This is a genomic window from Streptomyces sp. NWU339 (genome assembly GCF_003143855.1).
Taxonomy (GTDB): Bacteria; Actinomycetota; Actinomycetes; order Streptomycetales; family Streptomycetaceae; genus Streptomyces.
This window is the reverse complement of sequence record NZ_QFRK01000011.1, coordinates 182,483-205,626: the sequence shown is the minus strand read 5'-3', so window position 1 is coordinate 205,626 and position 23,144 is coordinate 182,483. Positions and strand designations below refer to the sequence as shown.

General features: G+C 74.8%; 15 protein-coding genes. 2 read left to right on the top strand and 13 right to left on the bottom strand.

The features are described 5' to 3' along the window. Positions 1-2: 2 nt before the first annotated feature. Both DIZ27_RS16405 and DIZ27_RS16400 read left to right on the top strand, forming a co-directional pair. Positions 3-458, top strand: a complete 456-nt coding sequence (locus tag DIZ27_RS16405) for a thioesterase family protein (RefSeq protein ID WP_109379142.1) — start codon at positions 3-5, stop codon at positions 456-458. Next, positions 455-1,141, top strand: coding sequence for a hypothetical protein (locus tag DIZ27_RS16400; protein ID WP_181383550.1), 687 nt, complete (start codon positions 455-457; stop codon positions 1,139-1,141). Before DIZ27_RS16405 ends, DIZ27_RS16400 begins: the two co-directional genes overlap by 4 nt. 24 nt (positions 1,142-1,165) lie before the next feature. Here the strand turns inward: DIZ27_RS16400 and DIZ27_RS16395 are convergent, their stop codons facing one another. The 13 genes from DIZ27_RS16395 to DIZ27_RS16335 form a co-directional block, all read right to left on the bottom strand. Then, positions 1,166-2,137: an ABC transporter ATP-binding protein gene (locus DIZ27_RS16395; RefSeq protein WP_109379184.1), complete on the bottom strand. Its 972-nt coding sequence runs from the start codon at positions 2,135-2,137 to the stop codon at positions 1,166-1,168. Positions 2,138-2,225: 88 nt separating this feature from the next. Continuing rightward, positions 2,226-4,994 carry an FtsX-like permease family protein gene (locus DIZ27_RS16390; protein WP_258308400.1) on the bottom strand — a complete coding sequence of 923 codons (2,769 nt, stop codon included), beginning with the start codon at positions 4,992-4,994 and terminating at the stop codon, positions 2,226-2,228. A gap of 252 nt (positions 4,995-5,246) precedes the next feature. Beyond that, positions 5,247-8,573 carry an FtsX-like permease family protein gene (locus DIZ27_RS16385; RefSeq protein WP_109379141.1) on the bottom strand — a complete coding sequence of 1,109 codons (3,327 nt, stop codon included), beginning with the start codon at positions 8,571-8,573 and terminating at the stop codon, positions 5,247-5,249. A gap of 155 nt (positions 8,574-8,728) precedes the next feature. Further along, a complete protein-coding gene (locus tag DIZ27_RS16380; RefSeq protein WP_109379140.1) occupies positions 8,729-9,142 on the bottom strand; it encodes a globin in 414 nt (137 codons plus the stop codon). Positions 9,143-9,258: 116 nt separating this feature from the next. Continuing rightward, the gene (locus tag DIZ27_RS16375) at positions 9,259-10,545 is read right to left on the bottom strand and encodes an FHA domain-containing protein (RefSeq protein WP_109379139.1); all 1,287 of its coding nucleotides are present in this window, start codon (positions 10,543-10,545) and stop codon (positions 9,259-9,261) included. Positions 10,546-10,625: 80 nt separating this feature from the next. After that, entirely contained in the window at positions 10,626-11,972 is a 1,347-nt protein-coding gene (locus tag DIZ27_RS16370) for a VWA domain-containing protein (protein ID WP_109379138.1), read from the bottom strand. A gap of 145 nt (positions 11,973-12,117) precedes the next feature. Beyond that, positions 12,118-13,644 carry a PP2C family serine/threonine-protein phosphatase gene (locus tag DIZ27_RS16365; protein ID WP_109379182.1) on the bottom strand — a complete coding sequence of 509 codons (1,527 nt, stop codon included), beginning with the start codon at positions 13,642-13,644 and terminating at the stop codon, positions 12,118-12,120. Positions 13,645-13,647: 3 nt separating this feature from the next. After that, positions 13,648-16,365 (bottom strand): serine/threonine-protein kinase, encoded by a 2,718-nt coding sequence (locus DIZ27_RS16360; RefSeq protein WP_109379137.1) that lies wholly within the window; start codon positions 16,363-16,365, stop codon positions 13,648-13,650. A gap of 22 nt (positions 16,366-16,387) precedes the next feature. Further along, a complete protein-coding gene (locus DIZ27_RS16355) occupies positions 16,388-17,725 on the bottom strand; it encodes a hypothetical protein (protein ID WP_109379136.1) in 1,338 nt (445 codons plus the stop codon). A 90-nt stretch (positions 17,726-17,815) separates the two neighbouring features. Next, the gene (locus DIZ27_RS16350; RefSeq protein ID WP_181383549.1) at positions 17,816-18,856 is read right to left on the bottom strand and encodes a glutamate ABC transporter substrate-binding protein; all 1,041 of its coding nucleotides are present in this window, start codon (positions 18,854-18,856) and stop codon (positions 17,816-17,818) included. 11 nt (positions 18,857-18,867) lie between these two features. After that, complete coding sequence (locus tag DIZ27_RS16345; RefSeq protein WP_109379135.1) at positions 18,868-20,340, bottom strand: hypothetical protein; 1,473 nt, start codon at positions 20,338-20,340, stop codon at positions 18,868-18,870. 564 nt (positions 20,341-20,904) lie between these two features. Then, positions 20,905-21,879, bottom strand: coding sequence for an N-acetylglucosamine kinase (locus tag DIZ27_RS16340; RefSeq protein ID WP_109379134.1), 975 nt, complete (start codon positions 21,877-21,879; stop codon positions 20,905-20,907). Continuing rightward, entirely contained in the window at positions 21,870-23,135 is a 1,266-nt protein-coding gene (locus DIZ27_RS16335; protein ID WP_109379133.1) for a 6-phospho-beta-glucosidase, read from the bottom strand. Before DIZ27_RS16335 ends, DIZ27_RS16340 begins: the two co-directional genes overlap by 10 nt. Between the last annotated feature and the right edge of the window lie 9 nt (positions 23,136-23,144).

Sequence of the window (23,144 nt, the reverse complement as noted above, 5' to 3'; positions counted from 1 at the left end):
TCTTGCGGCACATCTACCGCTGCCCGCTGCGCTGGGCGGACATGGACGCGTACGGCCACGTCAACAACGTGGTCTTCCTCCGCTACCTGGAGGAAGCCCGTATCGACTTCCTGTTCCGCCCGGACAAGGACTTCCAGCAGGGGTCCGTGGTGGCACGCCATGAGATCGACTACAAGCGGCAGCTCGTCCACCGGCACACGCCGGTGGACATCGAGCTGTGGGTCACGGAGATCCGGGCGGCGTCCTTCACCCTCACCTACGAGGTGAAGGACGGCGACCAGCTCTACGTCCGGGCCTCCACGGTGATCGTGCCGTTCGACTTCGAGGCCCAGCGTCCGCGCCGTATCACCCGGGAGGAGAAGGAGTTCCTCCAGGAGTACACGGACAGCACGGACAACGGGGACGGCGAGGACGACGGGAACGCCGACGCCGATCAGGAGGAGGCCGTCGCGGCATGACGGTGCTCCACCTCGCCGACGAGGGGGAGGCGGCGGATCTCGCGGCCTTCCTCTCCCGGCTGCTCCACTACGATCGTGCGGCCGCCGTGCGCCTTCAGGCGTCGGGCACCGCACTGGCCGTGTTCGGCCGCCCTCCCTCCTTCGAGGTGCTGGCGATCCGCGCCGTGCGGCTGGCCAAGCCGTACGAGAACGGTCTCGACGTCACCCTGGACGTGACCGTGTCCGCCGGTGAGCTGCTGGAGTCGGTGGACGAGTCCGCCGGCACCGCCACGGTGCCGGGCGCGGTGACCGGGCCGCCGTGGGCCGGCGTGCTGCCCCCGCGCGGGGGCTGGCAGGCCGAACCGGGGCTGCCAGCACCGGACGCCCTGCGCGCACTCGTCGCCGCCGCGGTCACCGAGTTCCGGGCGCGTACCGAGGCGTTGACCGCCGAGTCGCGCACCCGGGCCGAACTCGACCGGATCGGGCGGGAGATCTGGTCCCGCACGGTCGGCCGGACCGACCTCCCGGTGCGGGCCGTGCACGCGGCCCAGTCACTGGGCTTTCTCCGGCCCCTCCAGCCTGCCGACGCGGACGGCGCGCCGGTGCTGCTCGTCTCCGGGCCCTGGCTCCGGCTGCGGACACCGTACGGGTCCGTCGCCCTGCGGCGCGCGGGGCTCGGGGCGCTCGGCCTCAGCGTGCGCTGAGGCGGCCCCGCCGGCCCTCGGTCCTCAACCCTCGGCGCGCTCACTGTCGTCCGGGCGGACGGCTATGTGATCCGGTTCCAGTTCCAGGGCGACGCGGTCGCGCATGCCCAGGGTCCGGGTGTAGTCGGCGGGGAGCTGGAGGCGGCCGGCCCGGTCGAGCATGGCGTACTCGCGGGCGACGACGGTCTCGTGACCGGTGGCGGCGTCGACCTCGCTGCGGCGCAGGACCTCGGTGGAGGTGCGGCCGTCGCGGATGGCGACCGTGCGGCGGACCTCGCTCGCCACCGCCTGGTCGTGGGTGACGATCACGATGGTCGTGCCGAGCCGCTCGTTCGCGGTGCGGAACGCGGCGAAGATCTGTTCCGCGGTGTGCGAGTCCAGCTCGCCGGTCGGCTCGTCGGCGAGCAGGACCGACGGATCGTTGGCGAGGGCCACGGCGATGGCGACGCGCTGCTGCTGGCCGCCGGACATCTGGTGCGGGTGCCGGTCACGGCAGTCGGCGGCCTCCAGCAACTCCAGCAGTTCCACGACGCGTTCGGCGCGGGCCCGGCGGGCGGACCGCCCCCGGGCGGCGGCGCGCAGACGCATCGGCAGGGCGACGTTCTGCGCCGAGGTCAGATACGGCAGCAGGTTGCGGGAGGTCTGCTGCCAGACGAAGCCGACGACCTCGCGGCGGTAGGCGAGGCGGTCCTTCGCGGTCATCGCGAGCAGGTCGCGGCCCGCGACCCGGGCCGCGCCGGCGGTGGGGGTGTCCAGCCCGGCCAGGATGTTCATCAGGGTCGACTTGCCGCTGCCGGACGCGCCCACGAGAGCCATCAACTCGCCCTCGCGCACCAGGAGGTCGAGGCCCTGCAGGGCCTGCACCTCCACGCCGTCCGCGGTGAAGACCCGGACGAGACGGTCGCAGGTGATGAGCGCGTCATGGCCGAAGGCGGGACGCTCGCGGTCGGCGGCGACACGGTGGGCCAGCTCGGCCAGCGTGGGATTCGGGGTCAACGGGGTCAACGGGGTCTTCGGGGTCGTCGGGGTCATCGTGCAGCACCTCCTGGAAGGGGCCGGGTTCGTCGGGAGCAGGGCCGTACGGTCAACGGGCGTCACCCGCCCGCAGTTCGCGCACCGCGTCCCGGCGGCCCGTCCACCAGGCCTGTGCCGCCGCGATCCCGACGGTGAGCACGACCACCGTCAGGGCGGGTACCAGCAGCGACACCGGGTCGGTGAGCAGTGTGGCCCGTCCCGCCGGGGACCTGGTCGCCGGGAGGGCGACGGTCGTCAGGTCGATGCCGGGGGCGAGCAGCCGGATCGTCGCCCACGCCGTGAGGGTGCCGCCGGCCGCCGCGAGCAGGGCCAGGGGGAGGGACTCCAGGACGAGCAGGCGGCGGCCCTGGGCGCGGGTGAGGCCCATGGTGCGCAGGCGGGCCAGGAGCGCGGCCCGTTCGGGGGCGGCACGCACCAGGGTCAGCAGCAGGGCGAGCACGGCGTACCCGGCGCCTGCCGCCACCGCCGCGGTGTAGACGCGTTCGGCGCCGGACTGGAGGGGCGATTCGACGTATCCGGCGCGTTCCTCGGCGCGCACCTGGACCGACGTCCCGCTGCCCGCCGCCCGGCGCAGCGCGGCCCCGTCCACCCGGTCGCCGGTCACCAGCAGCGCGGTCGGGCGGGCGGCACGGGCCGAGAGCGCGGACCGGTCCACGACCAGGAACTCCTCGCCGACGACGGCCGGGGTCCGCTCCCGCACCAGCACGATCCGCACGGTGATCGAGCTGCCGTCCTCCATGCGCACCGCGAAGGGCCGGGTGCCGTGGCGGTCGGCGACCTCGGGGGAGGCCACGGCGGGCAGGGTGTCCGACCCGCCCGGCGCCAGGACGTCCCGGTCGAAGGCGCCGATGCCGGTGTGCCGGGTGAGGGCCGCGTAGCCGGCCGGGTCGACGCCGGCCACCGGAACCGTGTCCTTGGGGGACTGGGCGTGATGGGCGACGCTGACGGCGGTGACCTCCTGGACGCCGGGTGCCCGGCGGACCCGGTCGGGCAGGTTGGCGGGAAGTACGTGGAGCGCCCCCACGCGGGCGTCGGCGCCGACGGTGAGCAGGGCCGCCCGGTCCCGGGCGTCGGCCACGCCGCTGAGCACGGAACCACCGAAGGCGGCCGTGGTCAGCGCGGTGAGCAGGGCCAGCAGGGGCAGCACCGCGGAGCCGGAGGCACGGCCCGCGCGGGCCAGGGCCAGCGGACCGACCACGCCCCGCAGCCGTGCCGCGGGGCGGGCCAGCCCGCGCAGGGGCAGCGGGTACAGCCGTGCCAGCACCAGCGCGGCGATCACGCCCACCAGCACCGGGGCCAGGGACACCAGATGGTCCCCGGAGGCATTCGGCCCGTCCGACGTGCCGCGGGTGCGCAGCGCCACGACCGCGCCCACCGCCAGTGCGAGCAGGGTGAGTTCGGCGACCGTGCGGCGCCGTGCGGGGCGGGCCGTGGCGACGTCCCGGCGCTCGGTGTGCGCGCGGACGGCGCGGTGCGCGACGAGGGCCCGCAGGGGCAGGGCCAGGCAGGCGAGGAGCGCGACGGCGCCGGCGGCGGCCACGGAGTACGCCGGCCGGGCCTCGCGGACCGTGAGCCAGGCCGCGGCCAGTCCGAGGACGGCCGCGGGCACGGCGACCACCGCGGTCTCGGCCAGCAGCCGGCCGGTGACGCCGCGCAGGGAGCCGCCGCGGGCGCGCAGCAGCGTGAGTTCGCCGCCGCGCCGGTCGGCGGCGAGGCCGCCCGCCATGAGCAGGACGACGACGGCGACCGTGCCGGTGCCGAAGGCGGCGACGGCGACCAGCGGACCGATGGCGGTGCGCAGCCCGGTGTGGGCGGTGAGCACGTCGTCCAGCTCGCTGCGCGCCCTGATGTCGAGTGCGGTGGCCTCCCGCATCCGCTGGAGGACCGGACCGGACTCCACGGAGACGACGGCGGACGTCAGCCGGGGTACGGCATAGCCGTGCAGGTCGGGGACGGACGGGGCGAGCCCCCAGTACCGCAAGGGCTCCCCGGCCGTGCTCAGCAGGGCGGGGGCCGCGTCCGGCGGCAGCAGCAGCGCGCCCATCCAGTACTGCCGGACGTCGGGGTCGCCGGGGAGGATCGTCAGGCCCGGGGTGCGCATCAGGGGGTCGGCCGACCAGTACGCGCCCCGGGGATCGCGCGGTTCGACGATGCCGGTGATCCGCACCACGAGGGGAGCGCGTGCCACGCCGGGGAACGTCAGGACGGAGCCCACCTCGATGTTCAGGTCCCTGGCCGTGTCGGTGGAGACGGCGCCCTCGACCCGGGTCGTCGCCGCGGTCACGGTGTCCGGGACCTTCGGCAGCCGGCCCTCGCGCAGCCGAGAGTGGTCGGCGAGCCCGTCCTGCGCGAGGAGGTGGAGGTGTGCGGGCAGCCCGTCCGGACGGGGCAGCCAGGGCTCGGACATCTTCTGGGGCTCGAAGGTGCGCACGCCGGAGGAGGACTGGTGCGGGTCGAGGGGCAGGGACCGTCCGGCCAGGGCGAGGAACTCGGACCGGTGGGCGCGGAGCGCGTCCCCGCGCACGGCCGCCTCCCGTTCCTCCTGGGGCAGGCCGGCGTCGGGCGCCGGCGCGGCCAGCTGCACGCCGGTGCTGTCCGGGCCGGCCGACTCGAGGGCCCGGTGCAGGCCCGCGTCGCCGTACCGGTCGACCGCGCGCGGCAGCACGGCGGCCAGGAACGCGGTCACGGCCACCAGCAGCGCCAGCGCGAGCGCGGCCCCGGGCGCGGCCCGCAGGCGGGTGCGTACCCAGGGGGCGGCCACGCGCGAGCCCCGGACGTCGCGCCTGCCGCGCGATGCGGGGGTCGGCCGGACGGTCACCTGAACTCCTTCGGGGGATGCCCCGGCCTTCAGGCCGGGGGGGGTACGTGATCGGGCGAGGTCCCTGCCGTGCGGTGCGAGAACCAAGCGCGCACACCGTGCCGATCGGGGACCAGGACGGCACACCCGAGCTTCGCTCGACGAACCGGGCAGGTCCCGTCCCGGCCGGTGTCGAGGGAGCAGGACCTCACAGGTCGCCGGCCTGCGGGGCTTCCTGAGCCAGGAATCCCCCTGCTCCAGCCGGGGGAGGGTTCAATCACCTCCCCGTTCCCGCAGCGAGGTCACCGGGTCGACCCGGCGCACCGCCAGTACGGCCGTGACCAGCAGCGGAGTGACGGCCACCGCGGCCAGCAGCACGGCCACCCGGCCCACGGGCAGCTCCACCAGCACCCGGGGCACCGGACGGGCGGCGTCCGACGTCAGCATGATCAGCGGGATCACGGCCCGCGCCAGCACCGTGCCCCACAGCACGCCCACCGCCGAGGCCAGAGCGACCAGCACCCCGTGCTCGACGACCACCACCCGGGCCAGCCGCCGCCGTGAGGCGCCCAGGGCGCGCAGCACCGCGAACTCGGCGGACCGCTCCCGCAGCGCCCCGGCCGCGCTCACCGCGAACCCCACCGCCGTCAGCGCCGCCGCCGCGAGGGCCGCCGCGGTGAACGCCGCCTCGGGCCCCGCGCCGAACGGGTCGGCGCGCAGCCGGTCGGCGATCTCGTCCCGCACCACCACCCGGGACGGTTCGACGTCGGGCCGGTCCCGCAGCGCCGCTGCCACCCGCGCCGACGCGCCCGGCGCGGTCCGCAGCCACCACTCGGTGGGCAGCACGTTCTCGCCGTTGCTGCTCTGGAGCACCCGGTTGACGGCCGGCAGGTCCAGCAGCAGGGCCCCGCCGTCGCCGCTCCCCCCGGTCGGTGCGGACGGCAGCGCCCGCACCGCGCGGACGATCCGCACCGGCACGGTGGAACCGTCGATCGTCACGTCCACGCGCTGTCCGGGGCGGGCGCTCGTCGAGGCCAGATAGCGGTCGGTGGCGATCGCGCTGATCTCGGCCACCCCCTGCTGCGGGATCTGCAGCCGGACGGTGAGCAGCGGGGGGTTCCAGAAGCCGTCCCCCGGGACGTGGCCGGTGCCGTAGGCGAAGGTCGGCGGGTCGGTGGCGGTGAGCCGGGGGCGGGTCGGGCCGGTGCTCGCGTCGGGGGCGGACTCCCCGGCCGTGAGCTGCGAGGACAACGCCCAGTCGGTGGGCAGGGCGAGGCGCCGGGCCCGGCCCTCGGTGTCCGTGGCGGTCAGCCCGGCCAGGGTGAGCCGGTGGTTCTCGGTCTCCCCGACCGGCTGGACCAGGTCGAGCTGCAGCCCGGTCAGGGTCAGTTCCCCCGGGGGCGCCTCGGTGGCCGCGGCGAGGTCGAGGGTCAGCGGGTGAGTCCGCCCGTCGGCGCGGAGCCGGCCGAGGCCGAGCTTGTACGGGGTTCCGTAGGGGTCGGTCAGGGTGGTCCTGACATCGGCCGTGGTCCCGGGGCCCGCGCCCCGGATGCGGGCCGTCAGCGTCAGGCGCGCGGTGCCCTCGGGTATCCGTACACCCGCTGTCCCGCCCTTCGGGGCCAGGCCGTCCAGGAGCGGGCGGACCGGCTCGGGGGCGAGGTCGGAACGCATCAGCACGGTGTCCGCCGCACGCTCGGTGTCCAGCGCGAGCACGGTCGCCGTCCGGTTGCCGGACAGCGGCACCGACGTACGGTACGCGGGCGCGGCGGTCTCGACGCCGGGGACGGCCGCGTACGCCTGGGTGCGGCCCGGCTCGCTCTCCCCGGCGCCCAGGAGGCGCACCGGGGCGCCGGCCCGGAAGTCCGCCTGGTCGTCCTGCGAGCGCTGCCACGAGGAGCCCTGGCCGATCGCCAGCATGCCCAGCGCCACCGCGAGCACCAGCAGCAGGACCGGGCCCGCGCCCCGCATCGGCCGGCGGCTGAACTGCCAGCCCGCCAGCGCCCCCGGCAGCCCCCGGCCGCGGGCCGCCCCGCGCTCCGCCAGCCTCGCCAGCGGCGGCAGCAGCCGCAGCGTGAGCACGGTGCCGGCCAGCAGGGCCAGCGCGGGGGCCGTGACGAGCAGCGGATCGACGCCGAGGTGTGCGCCGACCACCCCGGAGGGCTGACGGCTCAGCTGCCAGTACGCCACGGCGGCCACCGCCAGCAGCCCGACGTCCGCGCCCGCCCGGACCACGCCGGGCAGCGGCCGGGCCCGGCCGGCCGTGAAGGAGGAGGTGAGGGCGGGCACCGTGACGGCCAGTGCGCAGCCCACCGCCACGCCCGCCGCCACCAGCCACACGGAGCCGCGTCCGGCGACCGAACCGACCGAGGTCTCCAGGTGCAGCCCGATCCGGGCGAGCGCGCCCCACCCGGCGAGCAGCCCGGTGAGCGGTCCCGCCAGCAGCGGCGCACAGGCCGCCGCGGGCACCGCCAGCAGCAGTGCCTCCAGGGCGGCGAGCCGGGCCACCTGGGCGCGGGAACCGCCGCGCGCCCGCAGCACCCGGGTCTCGCCCGCGCGTTCGGCGCTCAGCAGCCGGGCCACCAGGAACAGGGTGCAGCCGGCCAGCAGGACGAGCTGGAGGGCGATGATCAGCAGGGTCGAGCGGGAGACGAGCAGTGAGCGTTCGACCCGGTCCAGGGCGGTGGGCAGGGCACTCGTCGCGTTCGCCGAACCACCCAGCGCCGGGTCCTCGCGCAGGGCGGCGACGCCGTCCCGGACCGCCTCGCGCAGCGCGCCGATCCGCCCGGTTTCCACCGCCTCGAAGCCGGCCGACGCGAGCCACGCCGAGGTACCGGCGCTGACCCGGTCGCCGCTGAGCACCGAGGGGTCGGCGAGCAGCGGGCCGTACGTCGTGAAGTCCACCTCGACGACGCCGCGGCCGTGCAGGTCGTCCAGTTGCCAGTAGGGCGCGGTGGCGTCCACGGGCCGGTACAGACCGGTGATCCGCACCTGGACGGCGGGGCCGCCGAGCCGGTCGGTGAGGGTGAGCCGGGCGCCGGGCGCCAGGCCGAGGCGGCGGGCGGCGGCTTCGGGCAGCGCGGTCTCGATCACCGGGCCGCCGGACGCCCCGGGCGGCCGGCCCGCGAAGACCCGCACCTGGGTGCGGTCCAGGGCGGCGAGGTGGGTGAGGCCGGAGGTGTCGGAGGCGCCCCGGTCGCCGGCGGGGGCACCCGGGTCCTCGCCACCCGCACCCGGGTCCGCACGGCCGTCCGCGGGGTGTACGGACGCGGGCAGGGCGTACGGGCCGGAGCGGGACAGGGTGCGCAGGGTCACCGGCAGCCCGTCGAAGGCGGCACGGGCGCCGTCCCGTACGGCGGTGCCGGCCGCGGCACGCTCCCGCGCGGGGACGTCCGCCTTGACGACGAGGGTGGTGTCGGCCGCGCCCCGCGGGTCGCGCAGGGCGTGCCGCAGGGCCGCGTCGCCGATCGTGCCGGAGTACGCCGTGAGGGTCGCCAGCACCGCCGTGGTCAGCAGGACCGTGAGCAGCGCGGCGGCGAGCAGCGGCCGGTACGCCCGGGCACGCGCCAGGACGAACCTCACCGTCCCCGCAGCGCTTCCCACCCGAGACTCCCCCTGTCGTCCGGACCTCCGGGCGATCGTGTCAGAGGGAGTCCGTCACGGGGTAGCGCTTGCGGCCCGGACTTGACCGGATCGTGATCGGATTCCGGCGACGGGCGACCGGAATGCGCACGTCCGCGAGGTGCCGGGCCGGTGGGTCAGTCCGGGGAGTTGATCATCGTGGCGGCGGCGTACGTCAGGTACTTCCACATCGTGTGGTCGTGTTCCTCGGACAGGCCGAGCTCGTCGAGGGCGTCGCGCATGTGCTTGAGCCAGGCGTCGTGCGCGGCCCGGTCGACCTTGAACGGCACGTGCCGCATCCGCAGCCGCGGATGGCCCCGGTTCTGGCTGTACGTCGTCGGACCGCCCCAGTACTGGATCAGGAACAGCCTCAGCCGCTCCTCGGCCGGACCCAGGTCCTCCTCCGGGTACATGGGCCGCAGCAGCGGATCGTCCGCCACCCCCACGTAGAAACGGTGGACGAGCCGGCGGAAGGTCTCCTCCCCGCCGACCTGCTCGTAGAACGTCTGCTCCTGAAGCGTGCCGCGCCGAATCTCTGTCACGCCGTCCATGGTCTCAGACACCGCGGCATAGGCCTCAGGACCTAGGTCTTCGAGGTCTCCGGGGCTCCGGCGTTCCCGCCCCTGCCCGTCGGGGGCAGGGGCGGGAACGCCACGGGTGTGCCTTCTCAGCCCCGGTGGATGGTGATCGTCGTCCAGGCGCCCACGTGGACCCGGTCGCCGTCCTGCAACGGGACCGGGACGAAGGGCTGGATCGGTTCCTCCGAGCCGTTGACCGTCGTGCCGTTCGTCGAGTTCTGGTCGACGACCGCCCAACTGCCGTCCGGTTGCTGCACCAGCACCGCGTGCTGGTGGGAGACGCCCGGGTCCTCCGGGGGTGTCGACAGGTCGATGTCGGGGGTGTCACCGGTGGAGTGGCGCCGGCGGCCGATCGTGAGCTGGTTGCCGGTGAGGGTGCGCTGCTGCTCGGGCGAGTACGCGGGCAGGTTCAGGCCCGTGGCCTCGGGGCCGGAGCGGTGCATCATCGCCATGAAGTAGTCACGGTCCGGACCGATCGTCGCGGTCCAGGTCGCCGGAGCCTGGGGCTGCTGCGGGAATCCGCCGGGGCCGGGCGGCGCCTGGGTCGCACCGGGCTGCGGGTAGCCGTAACCACCGGGAGCACCCGGACCACCGGGACCGTTCGGGCCGCCGGGGCCGCCGGAGGGCGGGGGGATCACCCAGTCGTCGTCACCGCCGCCGAAGGCGGGGCCGCCCTGGTGCGGCGGACGGCCGGTCTCCTGCGGGAATCCGGGCGGGGCCGGCGGGCCGCCGAACGCCTGCGGACCACCCGGAGCACCCGGAGCGCCGGGGCCACCGGGACCGCCGTAGCCACCCTGGCCACCGGGACCGCCGTGACCACCCGGGCCGGGCGACGGGGGGACCGGGCGGGAGGGGTCGCCACCGAAACCGGGCGGGCCCGGCGGGATCGGCTCGGCGGGCCGGTTCACCTGGGACGGACGGGAGCCCTGGTACTCGTAGGGGTCACCGCCGTACGCCGGGCCGGGCGGCTGCCGGTACTGCCCTCCGGGACCACCCGGTCCACCGGGACCACCCGGTCCACCGGGTCCGCCCGGTCCGGGGGGCACCGGGCGCGGGGCGGCCGGCGTGTACGAGGTGGCCGTGTTCGTCAGGAAGTTCCACCGGCACTCCTCGCAGAACGGCGCGCCGCCCTCACGCGGCGTGCGGCACTGCGGGCACAGCTCCGCCCGGCCGCCGGGGCCGGCCGGGTCGCCGAAACCGCCGGGGCCACCCGGGCCGCCGGGTCCGGACTGACCGCCGGGAGGCGGGAACCCGTAGCCGCCGCCGGGTGGCGGTGGGGGAGGAGGCGGCGGGGGCACGGACCCCGCCATGCGGTGACCGCACACCTCGCACCAGTCGTCGGAACCCGACTGGTGTCCGTTCGGGCAGGTCGGCATGTCGGCGCTTCCTCCTCTCCTTTTCGGTCGCTTCCGACCGAAGTTCTCCGGCTTGGAGGCCGGGCTCGTTCACTTCAGGTTCACTTTTTTACACGAACAGTCTTGGTGGACCGGGTTTCGAGTGTCATCTCGTCGGCCTCCTCGACCCTCGCTTTCAGTCGCACAGTACCTGTCGAGGCGTCGACCACGTCCACCACCTTCGCAAGCAGTTTCGCGGTATCCGCGTTGCCGGAGGCGCTCGCGAGCTGAACGGCGCGGCCCAGTTTGGACGTTGCTCCATCGAAATCGCCAGCTTTGCGCAAGTCGAGACCTTGTTGGATGACTTGTGCCAGTTCGGCCTGCCCGGTGTAGTGGGCGACTTGGGGGTTCAACGATGTGGAGGCGGCCATGTCGTCCGTCCACACCGCCCGCACGAGACCTTGCGCGCCGAGCTTCTGAACACCCTCCCCAGGCTGCGGGATGACCAGTGAGAGCCGGGCGGCGAGCATCTCCTGCCCGATGCCGGCGGGCGGGACCTCGACGCAGAGGTGGTAGTCACGGGACTCGTCGCCCCAGGAACCCAGCGGGTAGTCGCCCGCCCGCGGGCCGGCTTCGGTACGGCGGCCGGTCAGTTCCTCGACCGTCGGCGCGACCTGTTTGACGAACTTCACAGTCGTGCCCACCGGGGTCCACAGCCGCAGGCAGACGTCCGCGACCTCCTTGCCCATCGCCGTCTCCATCATCCGCGTGAAGTCGGCGGCGAGTCCGGCCGGGTCGGCGACGATGTCGGCGCTGCCGAGGAGGCCGGAGGCGATGGCTGTGACTTCTTTCACTTCCCAGTCGGTGCCCACGCCGCGGGCGTCACAGGTGAACCGCCCGGCGCACGCCTCCAGGGCCGCCTTCAGATCCTCCGGCGACTCGTGCTCGTTGCGTCCGTCGGTCAGCAGGATGCCGTGCCGGATCGCCACGTCCGCCGACGACAGCAGCCGGTCGGCCAGCCGGAGCCAGGTGCCGATGGCCGTGCCCCCGCCGGAACTCAGTGCCCGCAGCGCCTGCTTGGCCTGCCCGCGAGTGGCCGCGTCGGCGACCGCGAGCCGCCCGGCACCGGGATAGACCTCCCGCGCCACATGCGTGCCGCCGACCACCGCGAAGTGCACGCCGTCGCGCAGGGCGTCGATCGCGGCGGCCGTGGCGTCCCGGGCGTTGCGCATCTTGGTCGGCGGATAGTCCATCGAGCCGGAGCAGTCGACCATGAGCACCACGGCCGCCGACGGACCCTCACCGGGTGCGTAGAGGTGGGGTGCCGCCACCGCGCTGCCGATGGTGCCGCCGCCGGTCGCGGTCACCGTGACGATGGCGTTGACCTCGCGGCCGCCCTCCGGCAGGTACTCGTTCTGGTACACGTCCACCGAGAACTGCGGCACGTTGGATTTCGAGAAGTTGGCCATGCCTGTTTCTCTCCCCCTGGAGAACCCCGCGACGGTGCGGGGCGACGACAGATGACGGACCGGTCCCCTCCGGTTCGTTGGCACCTTCCCGCGGCTTCCCGCGGCTTCCCCGTAGTTTCCCCGCGAGGGCCCGCCGTACGCGGCCTCAGGCCGATCCTGCCCCCTGCGGCACGGCCGGGAACGGGACGAGGGCCACCGTCACGTTGTCGTGGCCCCCGCCGTCGAGGGCGTGACCGACCAGGACCCGGGCGGCGTGCAGCGGGCGGACGGCGGCGTCGACGGGGACGACCCGGGCCATCTCCTCGGCCGACTCCGCGTAGTTCCACAGCCCGTCGGTGCAGACCACGACCACACCGGGCCGGTCCGGCTTGAACGACGCGGTGTGCGGCTCCAGTTCGTAGGCGTCCGCGCCGAGCCAGCCGGTGATCGCGTGGGCGCGCTGGTCGGCGTACGCCTCGGCCTCGCCCATCAGTCCCGCGGCGACCATCTGCGCGGCCCAGGAGTCGTCCTCGGTGAGCCGGGCCGGGGGCGCGGCGCGGTCGACCGGCACCCAGTACACGCGGCTGTCGCCGACCCAGCCGACGACCAGCAGGCCGTCGGTCACCACACTGCCGACGAAGGTGCAGGCGGGGGCGTTCTGGTGCGGGGACCGTTCGCGGTCCGTGGCGGGCTCGTCGGCCAGCGCGTTGACCGCGTCCGCCGCGACGACGATCGCGTCGTGCATCGCCTGCTGCGGGTGCGTGCCGCGCGGCAGGGCCGCGAGCAGCGACTCGTTCGCCGCCCGGGACGCGGCCAGCGAGGCCTCGTCGGGCCGGGTCGCGGAGGAGACGCCGTCGCAGACGACCGCGACCGAGGCGGGGGAGCCGTCGGGCAGCGTGGTGGTGCCGATCCCGAAGGCGTCCTCGTTGCGGTGGTGGCGCAGGCCGCGGTCGCTGACCGCGGCCAGCGGGCCGCATTCCTGTTCCATGTGGTCCCGTTCACGTGGCTGGGCGTGGCCGCAGTTCTCGCAGTAGCCGTCGTCGTCCACCCTGCCCGCGCGGCAGGCCACGCACACCGTGGTGTCCGGGACGCTTGCGGTCTCCGGGGTGCCTGTGGTCTCCGGGGCGGGCTGTCCGCGTTCGGCGGACACGCGCGGGTCCGGGGCCTGGAGCAGGTACTCGTCGGGCTGCGCGACCGGCTGGGCGGGGCGATCGAAGCGCACACCGGAGGACCGGGCCGCGCCGGCGGCGGGAGGCGCGGCGGGCGGGGGCGCGGGCGGGGCGGCGGGGCGCGGTGGCACGACTGCCGGTGCCGCGGGTGCGGGGTGGGGGGCGGGGCCGGACAGCGGCAGGCCGGCCGAGTCCGTGCCCGCCAGGTCCGTCGGCCGGTGCGTCGGGGCGGACGCGCCGGAGCCCTCCGGACCGGCGGCGGGCCAGCCCGGTCCGGCCGGCGGCGCGGGCGGCGCCGGGGGCGCCACGGGAGGCGTCTGCGGGGGCCGGACCGCGGCCCCGCGCTCCGCCGGGCTCGGCGCGGGCACCGAACCGTTCATGACGATCGTCGGATGGTCCGTCGGCGGTGCCGGGACCGCCGCCAGGTCGTATCCGCACGCACCGCAGAAACGATCACCCGGCTCGAGGGGTTCCTCGCAGCTCGGGCACTTCGACAGAGCGGCCTGCTGGGGCATTTGCGACATCAACTACACCCATGTCCGGGGGCGGTAACGGTTGGCACGTTCCACCAGGTCGATCCTCTCCTCACCGCTCCGCGCCAGCCGGGCCAGCGTGCGGTACGAACGCTCCAGCCCGAAGCGCAGGTTCCGCTCGTCCAGTCCGCTGCCGAGCAGGGTCCGTCCCCCGGCAGCGCTGACGGCGTTTCGGTTCCCCCGGCCCGGCGGGGCCGGAAGCGGAACGGAACCCTGGCCCCCGGAGAGTACCCAGTCCAGCGCGCAGCCGAGGACCTCGGCCGACAACTGCTCCCGGCGCGCCGGGTCCAGCCCGTACGACTCCAGGGCCTCGACCTGGGACGCGGCGGTGCTCAGGTCGTCCAGGAACGGTACGTCACCGGCGGTGGCGGCCCGCCCCCGCAGTCGGGCGCGTACGGCCGCCACCCGCGCGGCCGTGTAGTGGATGGAGGACTCCGGCACCGACTCCAGCGTCCGTACGGCGCCGCGCCGGTCACCGGTGGCGAGCCGCACGCGGGCCAGGCCGAACGCCGCGCTCACATGGCTCGGGTCGGTCGACCACACCAGGCGGTAGTACTCGGCGGCGTTGTCGAGCTGGCCCAGCACCTCCGCGCACAGGCCGAGCGCCAGCTTGGGCGCGATCTCGCCGGGGAAGGCGTCGTAGATCGCGTCGAAGGCGAGCGCGGCGCCCTCGTGGTCGCCGGTGACCAGGGCGGCGACCCCGCGGTACCAGACCACCCGCCAGTCGTCGGGGTCCTGCTCCTCCAGGGCCCGCAGCGCGTCCAGCGCGGTGTCCGACTCGCCGGTCTCCAGCCAGGCGCGGATCTGCCGCAGCCGGGTCTCGGCCGACGGCGCGGGCGCCGCCGCCAGGGCGTGGACCAGCTCGGCGGGCGCGGAGGCCAGCAGGCCCGCCAGGAAACCGGCGTTGGGGTCGGTGGGGTCGACGTGCGGGACGGGCAGGGCGAGGGCCGCCGCGGGAGCGTCGACGGGCCTGACGATGTCCGCCGGGCCGGAGGCGGCGGTGGTGCCGATGGTGGGGGAGGGGGCGGTGGCGGTTCCTTCGGCGAGCTGCTTCCGTCCCGGCGTCCGTCGTGATCCGGCGCGCTGTACCGCCCGCACTCCGAGGCGGGACACGTCGCCCCGCGACCGGGGGAACAACTCCGTGTCCGTCACCCGCGGTTCCGGGCCGAACAGGGTCGACAGGGCGGGGCGGGCACGGCCCGACCGGAGCGAGACGACCTCGCGCAGGACACCGGTGAGCTGCTCGCTCATCTCCTGCGCGGAGGCGAACCTGCGGGCCGGATCGGGGTCGGTGGCGCGGACCAGCAGCCGGTAGAACGACTCGTACTGCCGGAAGACCTCGATGTGGTCGGGGTCGGGCAGCGAGTCCGCGTAGACGTTCGTGTAGCCCTGGAAGTCGAAGGTGAGGACGGCGAGCGTCCGGGCGACCGTGTAGAGGTCGGAGGCGACCGAGGGGCCGACGTCGGCGACCTCGGGGGCCTGGTAGCCGACCGTGCCGTAGACGGCCGACTCGTCGTCGTCCGCCCTGCGCACCGCGCCCATGTCGATCAGCTTGAGCTCGTCCTCGGTCTGGATCGCGTTGTCGACCTTGAAGTCGCAGTACAGCAGGTTGCGGCTGTGCAGGTGCCCCAGCGCCTCGAGCGCCTCGATGCCGTACGCGCACGCCTGCTCCACCGGCAGCGGGTCCCGTCTGCCGTCCGGCGTCCGGCGGCCGTTGGCGATCTCCTTCAGGGCCTTGCCGCCGACGTACTCCATGACGATGTAGCCGTCGAGGGAACCGGTGCGTGGGTCGAGGTGCTCCACGAAGTTGTAGATCCGCACGATGTTGGCGTGCTCGATCTCCGCGAGGAAGCGCCGCTCGGAGATCGCCGCGGCCATCGCGTCCTGGTCGCCCGTGTCCAGCAGGCCCTTGAGGACCACCCAGCGGTCCGAGACGGCCCGGTCCACGGCGAGGTAGATCCAGCCCAGTCCGCCGTGCGCCAGACAGCCGACCACCTCGTACTGGCCGTGCACCACGTCGCCGGCCCGCAGCTTCGGGACGAACGAGTACGGGTGGCCGCACTTGGTGCAGAAGCCCTCCGTACGACCCGGCCGGCCCGCCCGCGCACGGCCCACCTGAGTCCCGCAGTCCGAACGGGAGCAGAATCGCTTCCGCTCGGGCACTTCGGGGTTGTCCAGCACCATCGCGCGCGGGTCGGGGCGCGGGATCGGCGGGACCTGGACCAGCCCCGCGCCCAGCCGGCCGCGGCCGGAGGAGCCCGCCGACGAGCCGGAGCCGCGCACCGACACCGAGCGTTCGGCACCGCCTCCCGGCAGGGAACGGGAGAGCCGCCCGGACACCGAGCGCCGGGACCGGGACGACCGCGATGGCCGCGACGACTGTGACGGCTGTGACGACGCGCGCGAACCGCGGCCGCCGGACCGGGAGCCGTGGCCACCGGCGGTGAGACCGGTGGGGACCGAGCCGACCATGCCTTCCCCAAGCTCTCGGCTGCGCTCGAGCAGGGGAGACCCCAATGGTGACACGACCGGAGCCAGACCGCAGGTGTCGCAGTACAGCTCGCCGCCGCCGACGTCCTCGTAGACACCCTCGCAGCCGGGACGCTGACACGCCCGGGGAGCGGCGGCCTGCTCCTGCGGCTCCTGCTGTTCCGCCCGCGCTCCCTGCCCGTTCCGCCCCTGGCTGTGCGTCCGGTTCTCCGCCTGACTCATGCCGCTGCCTCCCCGTTGTCGCTCATGCGCCGGGCCTTTCGCCCTCCTCGGGCGTGCCCTGACCGGGCACCCGGGGTGCGGGGCCGAGGAGTTCGGCGGCCGCGTGCTGGTAGCGCAGCACCGCCTCCCGGGCGACGCGCAGATCGCAGGGCGCGCTCCACAGCATGCGGCGCGCCCTCTCGTACCGCTCGACCAGCACGGTGTCCTCCGCGAGACCGTGCCGGGCGACCTTCGCCCGGTACGCGTCGAGCCGGCCGCGCAGCTCGGCGCGGATCGCCAGCGGTGCGGTGACCGCGGTCAACGACTCGCGGGCGCGCTCCAGTTCGTCCTCCGCCTTCTGCTCCAGGGACTCCAGGAGCGGGGACAGGCGGTGCCACTGGGCGTGCCTGCGGTACTCGGCGGCCGTCGCCAGCTGCTCCTGCAGCGCGGTCGGCGGCCCGCTGACGACCGGCACCTCCGTCGCGGCGATCTTCGCGAGCACCTCGCCGCGCGCGATGCGCGCCTCGGCGAGGGTGCGGTCGGCGCGCGACAGGACGTCCCGCAGGCGCACGATCCGTTTCTCGGAGTCCTGACGGACCGCCAGCACCGCGTCGATCTCGCGGCGCACCTCCTCCAGGGCCCGTGCCTCGCGGTCGTACACCGTCGTGTCCGGTCTGCCGCCGCCCGGCGCCGAACTTCCCTCCGCGGGCTTCCAGAACGCCAGCGGGTCGGACACCACCTGTTCGCGCAGCGCGGTCAGGGAGTGGGTGATCCGCTCCAGGTCGTCGCCCGCCGGATGCTCGCCGGGGCGCACACCGACCGGGTGCGCGAGCCGGCGGGTGCGCCGGAGCTCGGCGGCCAGTAGATCGATCCGGGCGGGCAGCGCCGACCACACCGCGTCCGCGGCGACGACCATGTCCAGCGACGACGCGTACAGCTCGTTCATCCGCTCGACCAGCGTGGCCAGCGAGTAGCGCTCGCTGAGCCGGTTCCCCGGCCGGCCTGGGGGCGTCGGCGCGTTCGCGGCGGCGGTGGCCGAGCCCGGGACCGTGACGCACTCGCCGCGCAGCAGCTCCGTCAGCTCCACCAGGTCCTCACGGCTGGACCAGCGGCGCCGGGCACGGATCTCGCGGGCGGTGCGCAGGGCGCCCGTGTACGCGTCGAAGTACGTCCACAGCAGGGTGATCGACGCCTCGGTGGCCGCCCAGCGCTCCTCGGTGCGGCCGGTGAGGCGGGCGCCCTCCAGGAGCCTGCGGCCCGCGTGGTCCTGCAGGGCCAGGAGCGAGGTCTCGACCGCCTCGTGCTCCGCGCCGAGCCGCGCGAGCGCACGGTCCACCTCGTCCCGGTCCATCACCGGCCCGGTGGGGTCCGTGTCGCCCATCGATCACCTTTCGCTGCGGGTCGGTCGTTGAAGGTCGTTGACGGTTCGTCTTCGGCGGTTCGTCTTCGGTGGTCGGTTTTTGACGGCTGGTCAGTCCGTGCGCAGGTACTGCGGAGCGGGTGGCCTCGACTTCGCGGGATCACTGCCCAGTGTCGCCGACAGCCATGTCTCGTAAGCCTTTTGCCACCCGTCCTCGGTGTCCTCGCGGAAGTCCACCAGGATCTGGTTGACCCGGCGCAGCAGGTCCTTCGCGTTCTTCTCCATCGCCACGCCGTAGTACTCGGTCGTGAAGGCGTCGCCCTTGAGTTCGACCGTCGGGTCCTGGGCGGCCTGGCTGGCGGCGAGCGCGCCGTCGGTGACCACCGCGTCGACCTCGCCGAGCTGCAGCCGCACCAGGCAGTCGAGCTGGTTGGGGACGGTGGTGCGGATGTCCGCGGACTTCGGGAGCCTGCCCGCCGCCTTGTCCTCCTCCAGCTTCGCGTACGCGGTGGAACCGGCCGCCGTGCAGATCTTCCGGTCCGCGAGCGTCTTGTCGTATCCCGTGACCGACGACGCCTTCGGGGCCAGGACCTGCTGTCCCGTCCTGAAGTACGGGGCGGAGAACGCCACGTCCCGGAGGCGTTCGCAGTTGATCGTCATCGTGCGGACGACCATGTCGACCCGGCCGTCCTTGATCGCCGGGATGCGCTGGTCGGTGGGGATCGCCTTGAACTGGACCGCGTCCCGGTCGCCGAGTATGTCCTCGGCGATGCGGTGCGCCAGGTCGATGTCGAAACCCTCGAGCTGTGCGCCGCCCCCGCCGTTGGGGTCCCGGTAGCCCCAGCGGTAGCTGTTCTGGTCGATGCCGACGATCAGCTTGCGCTTCTCGCCCGGCCGGTTCTTGATCGCGTCGATGGTGTCGCCGTCCGCGTCGGAGGGGGACAGGGTCTGCTTCTCCGGATCGGTGCACTCCGCGTCCGCACCGACGGCGTCCGTCACGGTGTGCCCCGCGGCCTTCGGGGCCTTGACGGCGGGGGACCCGGCGCGGGTCAGCACCAGCGCGAAGATCAGCGCGAGCACGCACACGGTGGCCATCGCGCCCACCCCGCCCCAGCCCCGCAGACCGGCCCGCAGGCGTCGTGCGTTCCTCATCACGCCCCCTTTCACCGGTACTCCGACAGCCTGCGGCCGATGCCCAGCACCGCGCCGGCCGCGCCCAGCACGGCGAGGCCCGCCGCGCCCTCAGGCAGCCCCTTCAGCGCGTCCCGGCCACCGCCGGCCGCCTCCGTGAACTCGGCCTCCTCGTGGGCGAGCGCGGCCGCCAGGCTGTCGTCGACACCGTCGAAGCACTCGCCGGTCGCGCCCTTGCCGCCGATCACCAGGTCCAGCGCCCGCTGGTAGTTGCCCTTCTCGTCCTGCTCCCGGGCGGCCCCGTGGCGCTTCTTCCACTCCGTCATGTTGCTCACTGCGGCGGTGACCGGCTTCTTGCCGCCGCTGTCGTCCGCGAGCTCTCCGGCCCGGGTCAGGCCCTTGCCGAGGGCGTCCATGTCGCGTTCGAAGTCGTAGTCGTAGGCGTCGTGCGTCTCGTCGCCGACCTTCTTCGTCTCGGCGCCGCGCGACACCAGCGTCAGGTTCTCGTTGCCCCGGGCCCTCAGGGAGGCGATACGGGCGTCGTGCAGCACGTTGAGCGAGCGGACGCCGTGGTCGTAGGAGTCGTTCAGCCCCGAGCGGGCGATGCTGTGGCCGGCGACCAGCCAGAGCAGGACCACCGTGGACGCCGCCGTGGCCGCGACCAGGCCGTGGTTGAGCACGCGGTGGGTGCGCAGGTAGGTGCGGCGCTGCGTCCAGGCGAGCGCGGCGAGGGCGACGGTGCCGAGCGCGATGGCCGCCCACGGGTAGGGGGTCGCGTCCGCGTAGTCGGCCTGCAGGCGCTGGTTCTCCTTCTTGTAGAGGTCCTCCGCCGCCGGGAGCATCTCCTGCTGCATCTTCTCGTTCGCGTACCGCAGGTAGGCGCCGCCCACGGGGTAGCCCTGGCGGTTGTAGGTGCGGGCGCGCTCCACCAGGCCCTTGTACTCGGGCAGCAGCCGGTTCAGTTCGGCGATGGTCGCCGCCGAGGAGGAGTCGGGGTCGGAGTTGGCCGCGGCGTTGACCAGTTTGGCGGCGGCGGTGCGGATGTCCTTCTCGTAGCGGTCCCGGGAGGCGGCGGTCTCCTGACCGCCGGCCAGGAAGCCGCTGGAGGCCGCGGTGTTGGCGTCCGCGAGGGAGCGGTAGATGTCGGCGGCGTCGGAGGTGAGGGGCTGGCTGCTGGTGAGGACGGCGTCGGCCGCCGCGGCCCTGTCGGTCATCTGCCAGGCGGTGACGGCGCCGAAGGCCACGACCAGGGTGGCGAGGACCGCGCCGATGATCCTCAGACGGCCGGGTTCGGTGGTGGCGGCCTCGCGCAGGCGCACGGCGCCCTCGACGAACGCCGTGCGCCGGGGTGCTTCCGGCGGTCTGGGCGCGGGGAGCCGGGAGCCGTCGGGTGTGTGACGGGGAGTCGCCGGCGCGCTGCCGGGCCCGGACTGCGAGGGTACGGCGGGCACGGTGGGCGCGGCCCCGCCCGGCGGTGCCGCGTTGCCGCTCGGCGTGTGTGTCACCCGACCTCCCCCGTGGTCATCCGTCCCGCCAAGTATCGCCGCATGGACCGACATGTGCACCGGCTTTGGCGTGATCTTGAACTGCCCGCCGGTTCGTCTGCCGATCCGACTGTCCGCCGATCCGACCGGCCGACGGCCCGCCGATCCGGCTGTCGGTTCGGTGGTGATCCGGCTGCCGGTTCGACTGCCGGATCGACTACTGGTTCGACTGCCGTGCGGTCGCCGGGAGTTCCGGCTGCCGCGGCGCCCCGGCCCTCCCCGCGGACCGGCCCCCGCACGCCCCCCCGCACGACCCCTGCCCATGAACACGCCGGTGGAATCCGGTTGGTTCCGGGCGCCGGTGAGGGGCCGTCACCGGTGTGTGGCCGACCGGACCGGCAGGGGCCGCCGGACCTGCTTCCCGGGCTGTTCCCGCGAGCGGTCCTCGCGCCGGTCGTCAGGCCCGCTGCCCGGCCTTCGGGCCTGTCCGGCGGATCAGGCCGGGGAAACGGACGGCGCCCACCCGACGAGGGCGAGACGTGTCGGTCGGCCGCGCCGCACCGGCCTGATCCGCCGGACAGGCGGCTAACGCCGCTCGTAGTGGGCCCTCAGCCGGGCGTGGGCCTCCGGTGGGGCCGCCAGGCGGTCCAGGCCCAGCAGGGCCGCGCCCAGGACCGGTGCGGCGGTGACGACTCGGGGGACGGCCTTGGGGGCGCGCTCGGCGAGCAGGGCGCGGATCCGGTCGTCCAGCAGGGCGTGCCGTGCGGCCAGGACGCTGCCGCCCAGCAGGACGGGTGTCTCCTCGGTGAGCAGGTCCAGGCGGGTCAGCGCCACGACGGCCATCGCCACCACCTCGTCGGCCTGGCGGTCGACGATCGCACCGGCGACCGCGTCGCCCCCGGCCGCCGTGGCGAACAGGACCGGGGCGAGTTCGTGACGGCGGGCCGACGGGAGGTGCCCCAGGTGCAGGGCCTCGATGAGGGCCGGCATGCCGGACAGGCCGAAGTGGGCCGGGAGCGTGTCGGCGAGGGCGGTGGCGGCGCCGCGGCCGTCCCGGGCGCGGGCCGCGTGCCACAGGGCCTCCTCGGCCAGCGCCCAACCGCCGCCCCAGTCACCGGAGATGCGGCCGAGCGCCGGGAAGCGGGCGGTACGTCCGTCGGGGCGCATGCCGACGCAGTTGATGCCCGCGCCGCAGACGACGGCGACCCCGCGGGGTTCGGTGACACCGGCGCGCAGGATCGCGAACGTGTCGTTGCGGACCTGCACGGTGGCGCCCCAGCCGCGTGCCGTCAGGGCCGCCGTCAACCGCTCCTCCTCCACGGGGAGATCGGCGTTGGCCAGACAGGCCGAGACGTGGGAGACGGCGGTGACGCCGGCGGCGGTGAGGGCGGTGGCGACGGTCTCGGCGAGGGCGTCCACGGCCGGCGTCACGCCGACGGCGGGCGGCCGGAAACCGGCGCCGCGGACCGTGGCCAGGACCTCGCCGTGCCGGTCGACCACGGCGACGTCCGTCTTGCTGTTGCCGGCGTCGACGGCGAGGACGCCCGCGGTCACGCCCACGTCAGGTACTCCCGGTTGTGCGCGAGGAGCTGGTCGGCGAGCCGCTCGGCGTACTCGTACTGGCCGATCAGCGGGTGGGCGAGGAGGGCGCGGAAAACCCGCTCGCGGCTGCCGTGCAGGGCCGCTTCGAGGGCGAGGTCCTCGTAGGCGGTGACGTTCGCCATCAGGCCCGCGAAGAGGGGGTCCACCCGGGGCACGGGCAGCGGGCTCGCGCCCTTCGGGCCCACGGCGGCCTGGACCTCGATCACCGCGTCCTCGGGGAGGAAGGGGAGCGTGGAGCCGTTGCGGGTGTTCACCACCTGGTACGGGCTGCCGGCGCCGTGCAGCAGGGCCGCCGCCAGGTCCACGGCCGCCTCCGAGTAGTAGGCGCCGCCGCGCTCGGCCAGCAGGGCCGGTTTCTCGTCGAGGGCGGGGTCGGCGTAGAGGTCGAGCAGCCGGCGTTCCATGTCGGCCACCTCGGCGGCCCGGGACGGCTTGGTGCGCAGGTCCCGTACGACCTCGTCGTGGGCGTAGTAGTAGCGCAGGTAGTACGAGGGGACCACACCCAGCCGGTCCAGGACGGCGCGGGGCAGCCGGAGGTCCGCGGCGACGGCGTCGCCGTGGTCCCGCAGCAGGGCGGGCAGGACGTCCTCGCCGTCGGGGCCGCCCCGGCGCACCGCGGTCTCCCAGGTGAGGTGGTTCAGGCCCACGTGGTCGAGGTGGAGGTCGGCGGGGTCGGTGCCGAGGCGGGCGGCGAACTTGCGCTGGAGGCCGATGGCGACGTTGCACAGCCCCACCGCCCGGTGCCCGGCCCGCAGCAGCGCCCGGGTGACGATGCCGACGGGGTTGGTGAAGTCGATGATCCAGGCGTCGGGGTTGCTCCGCCGGACCCGGTCGGCGATGTCGAGCACCACCGGGACCGTGCGCAGCGCCTTGGCGAGGCCGCCGGCACCGGTGGTCTCCTGGCCGACGCAGCCGCACTCCAGCGGCCAGGTCTCGTCCTGCTGCCGGGCCGCCTGACCGCCCACCCGCAACTGGAGCAGCACCGCGTCGGCGCCGTCCACGGCCGCGTCCAGGTCGGAGGTGGTGACGACGCGTCCCGCATGTCCCTGCCGGGCGAAGATGCGCCGGGCCAGCCCACCCACCAACTCCAGCCGGTCCGCGGCCGGATCGACCAGGACCAGCTCCTCGACGGGCAAGGTGTCCCGCAACCGGGCGAAGCCGTCGACGAGTTCGGGCGTGTAGGTCGAACCGCCCCCGACCACGGTGAGTTTCATGTCGTCAAC

Bases quoted from the DNA above. Each gene is read 5' to 3' on its own strand.
- DIZ27_RS16400 (WP_181383550.1), top strand. From the start codon at position 455: ATGACGGTGCTCCACCTCGCCGACGAGGGGGAGGCGGCGGATCTCGCG.
- DIZ27_RS16380 (WP_109379140.1), bottom strand. From the start codon at position 9,142: ATGGACGGCGTGACAGAGATTCGGCGCGGCACGCTTCAGGAGCAGACG.
- DIZ27_RS16375 (WP_109379139.1), bottom strand. From the start codon at position 10,545: ATGCCGACCTGCCCGAACGGACACCAGTCGGGTTCCGACGACTGGTGC.
- DIZ27_RS16370 (WP_109379138.1), bottom strand. From the start codon at position 11,972: ATGGCCAACTTCTCGAAATCCAACGTGCCGCAGTTCTCGGTGGACGTG.
- DIZ27_RS16365 (WP_109379182.1), bottom strand. From the start codon at position 13,644: ATGTCGCAAATGCCCCAGCAGGCCGCTCTGTCGAAGTGCCCGAGCTGC.
- DIZ27_RS16360 (WP_109379137.1), bottom strand. From the start codon at position 16,365: ATGAGTCAGGCGGAGAACCGGACGCACAGCCAGGGGCGGAACGGGCAG.
- DIZ27_RS16355 (WP_109379136.1), bottom strand. From the start codon at position 17,725: ATGGGCGACACGGACCCCACCGGGCCGGTGATGGACCGGGACGAGGTG.
- DIZ27_RS16350 (WP_181383549.1), bottom strand. From the start codon at position 18,856: ATGAGGAACGCACGACGCCTGCGGGCCGGTCTGCGGGGCTGGGGCGGG.
- DIZ27_RS16335 (WP_109379133.1), bottom strand. From the start codon at position 23,135: ATGAAACTCACCGTGGTCGGGGGCGGTTCGACCTACACGCCCGAACTC.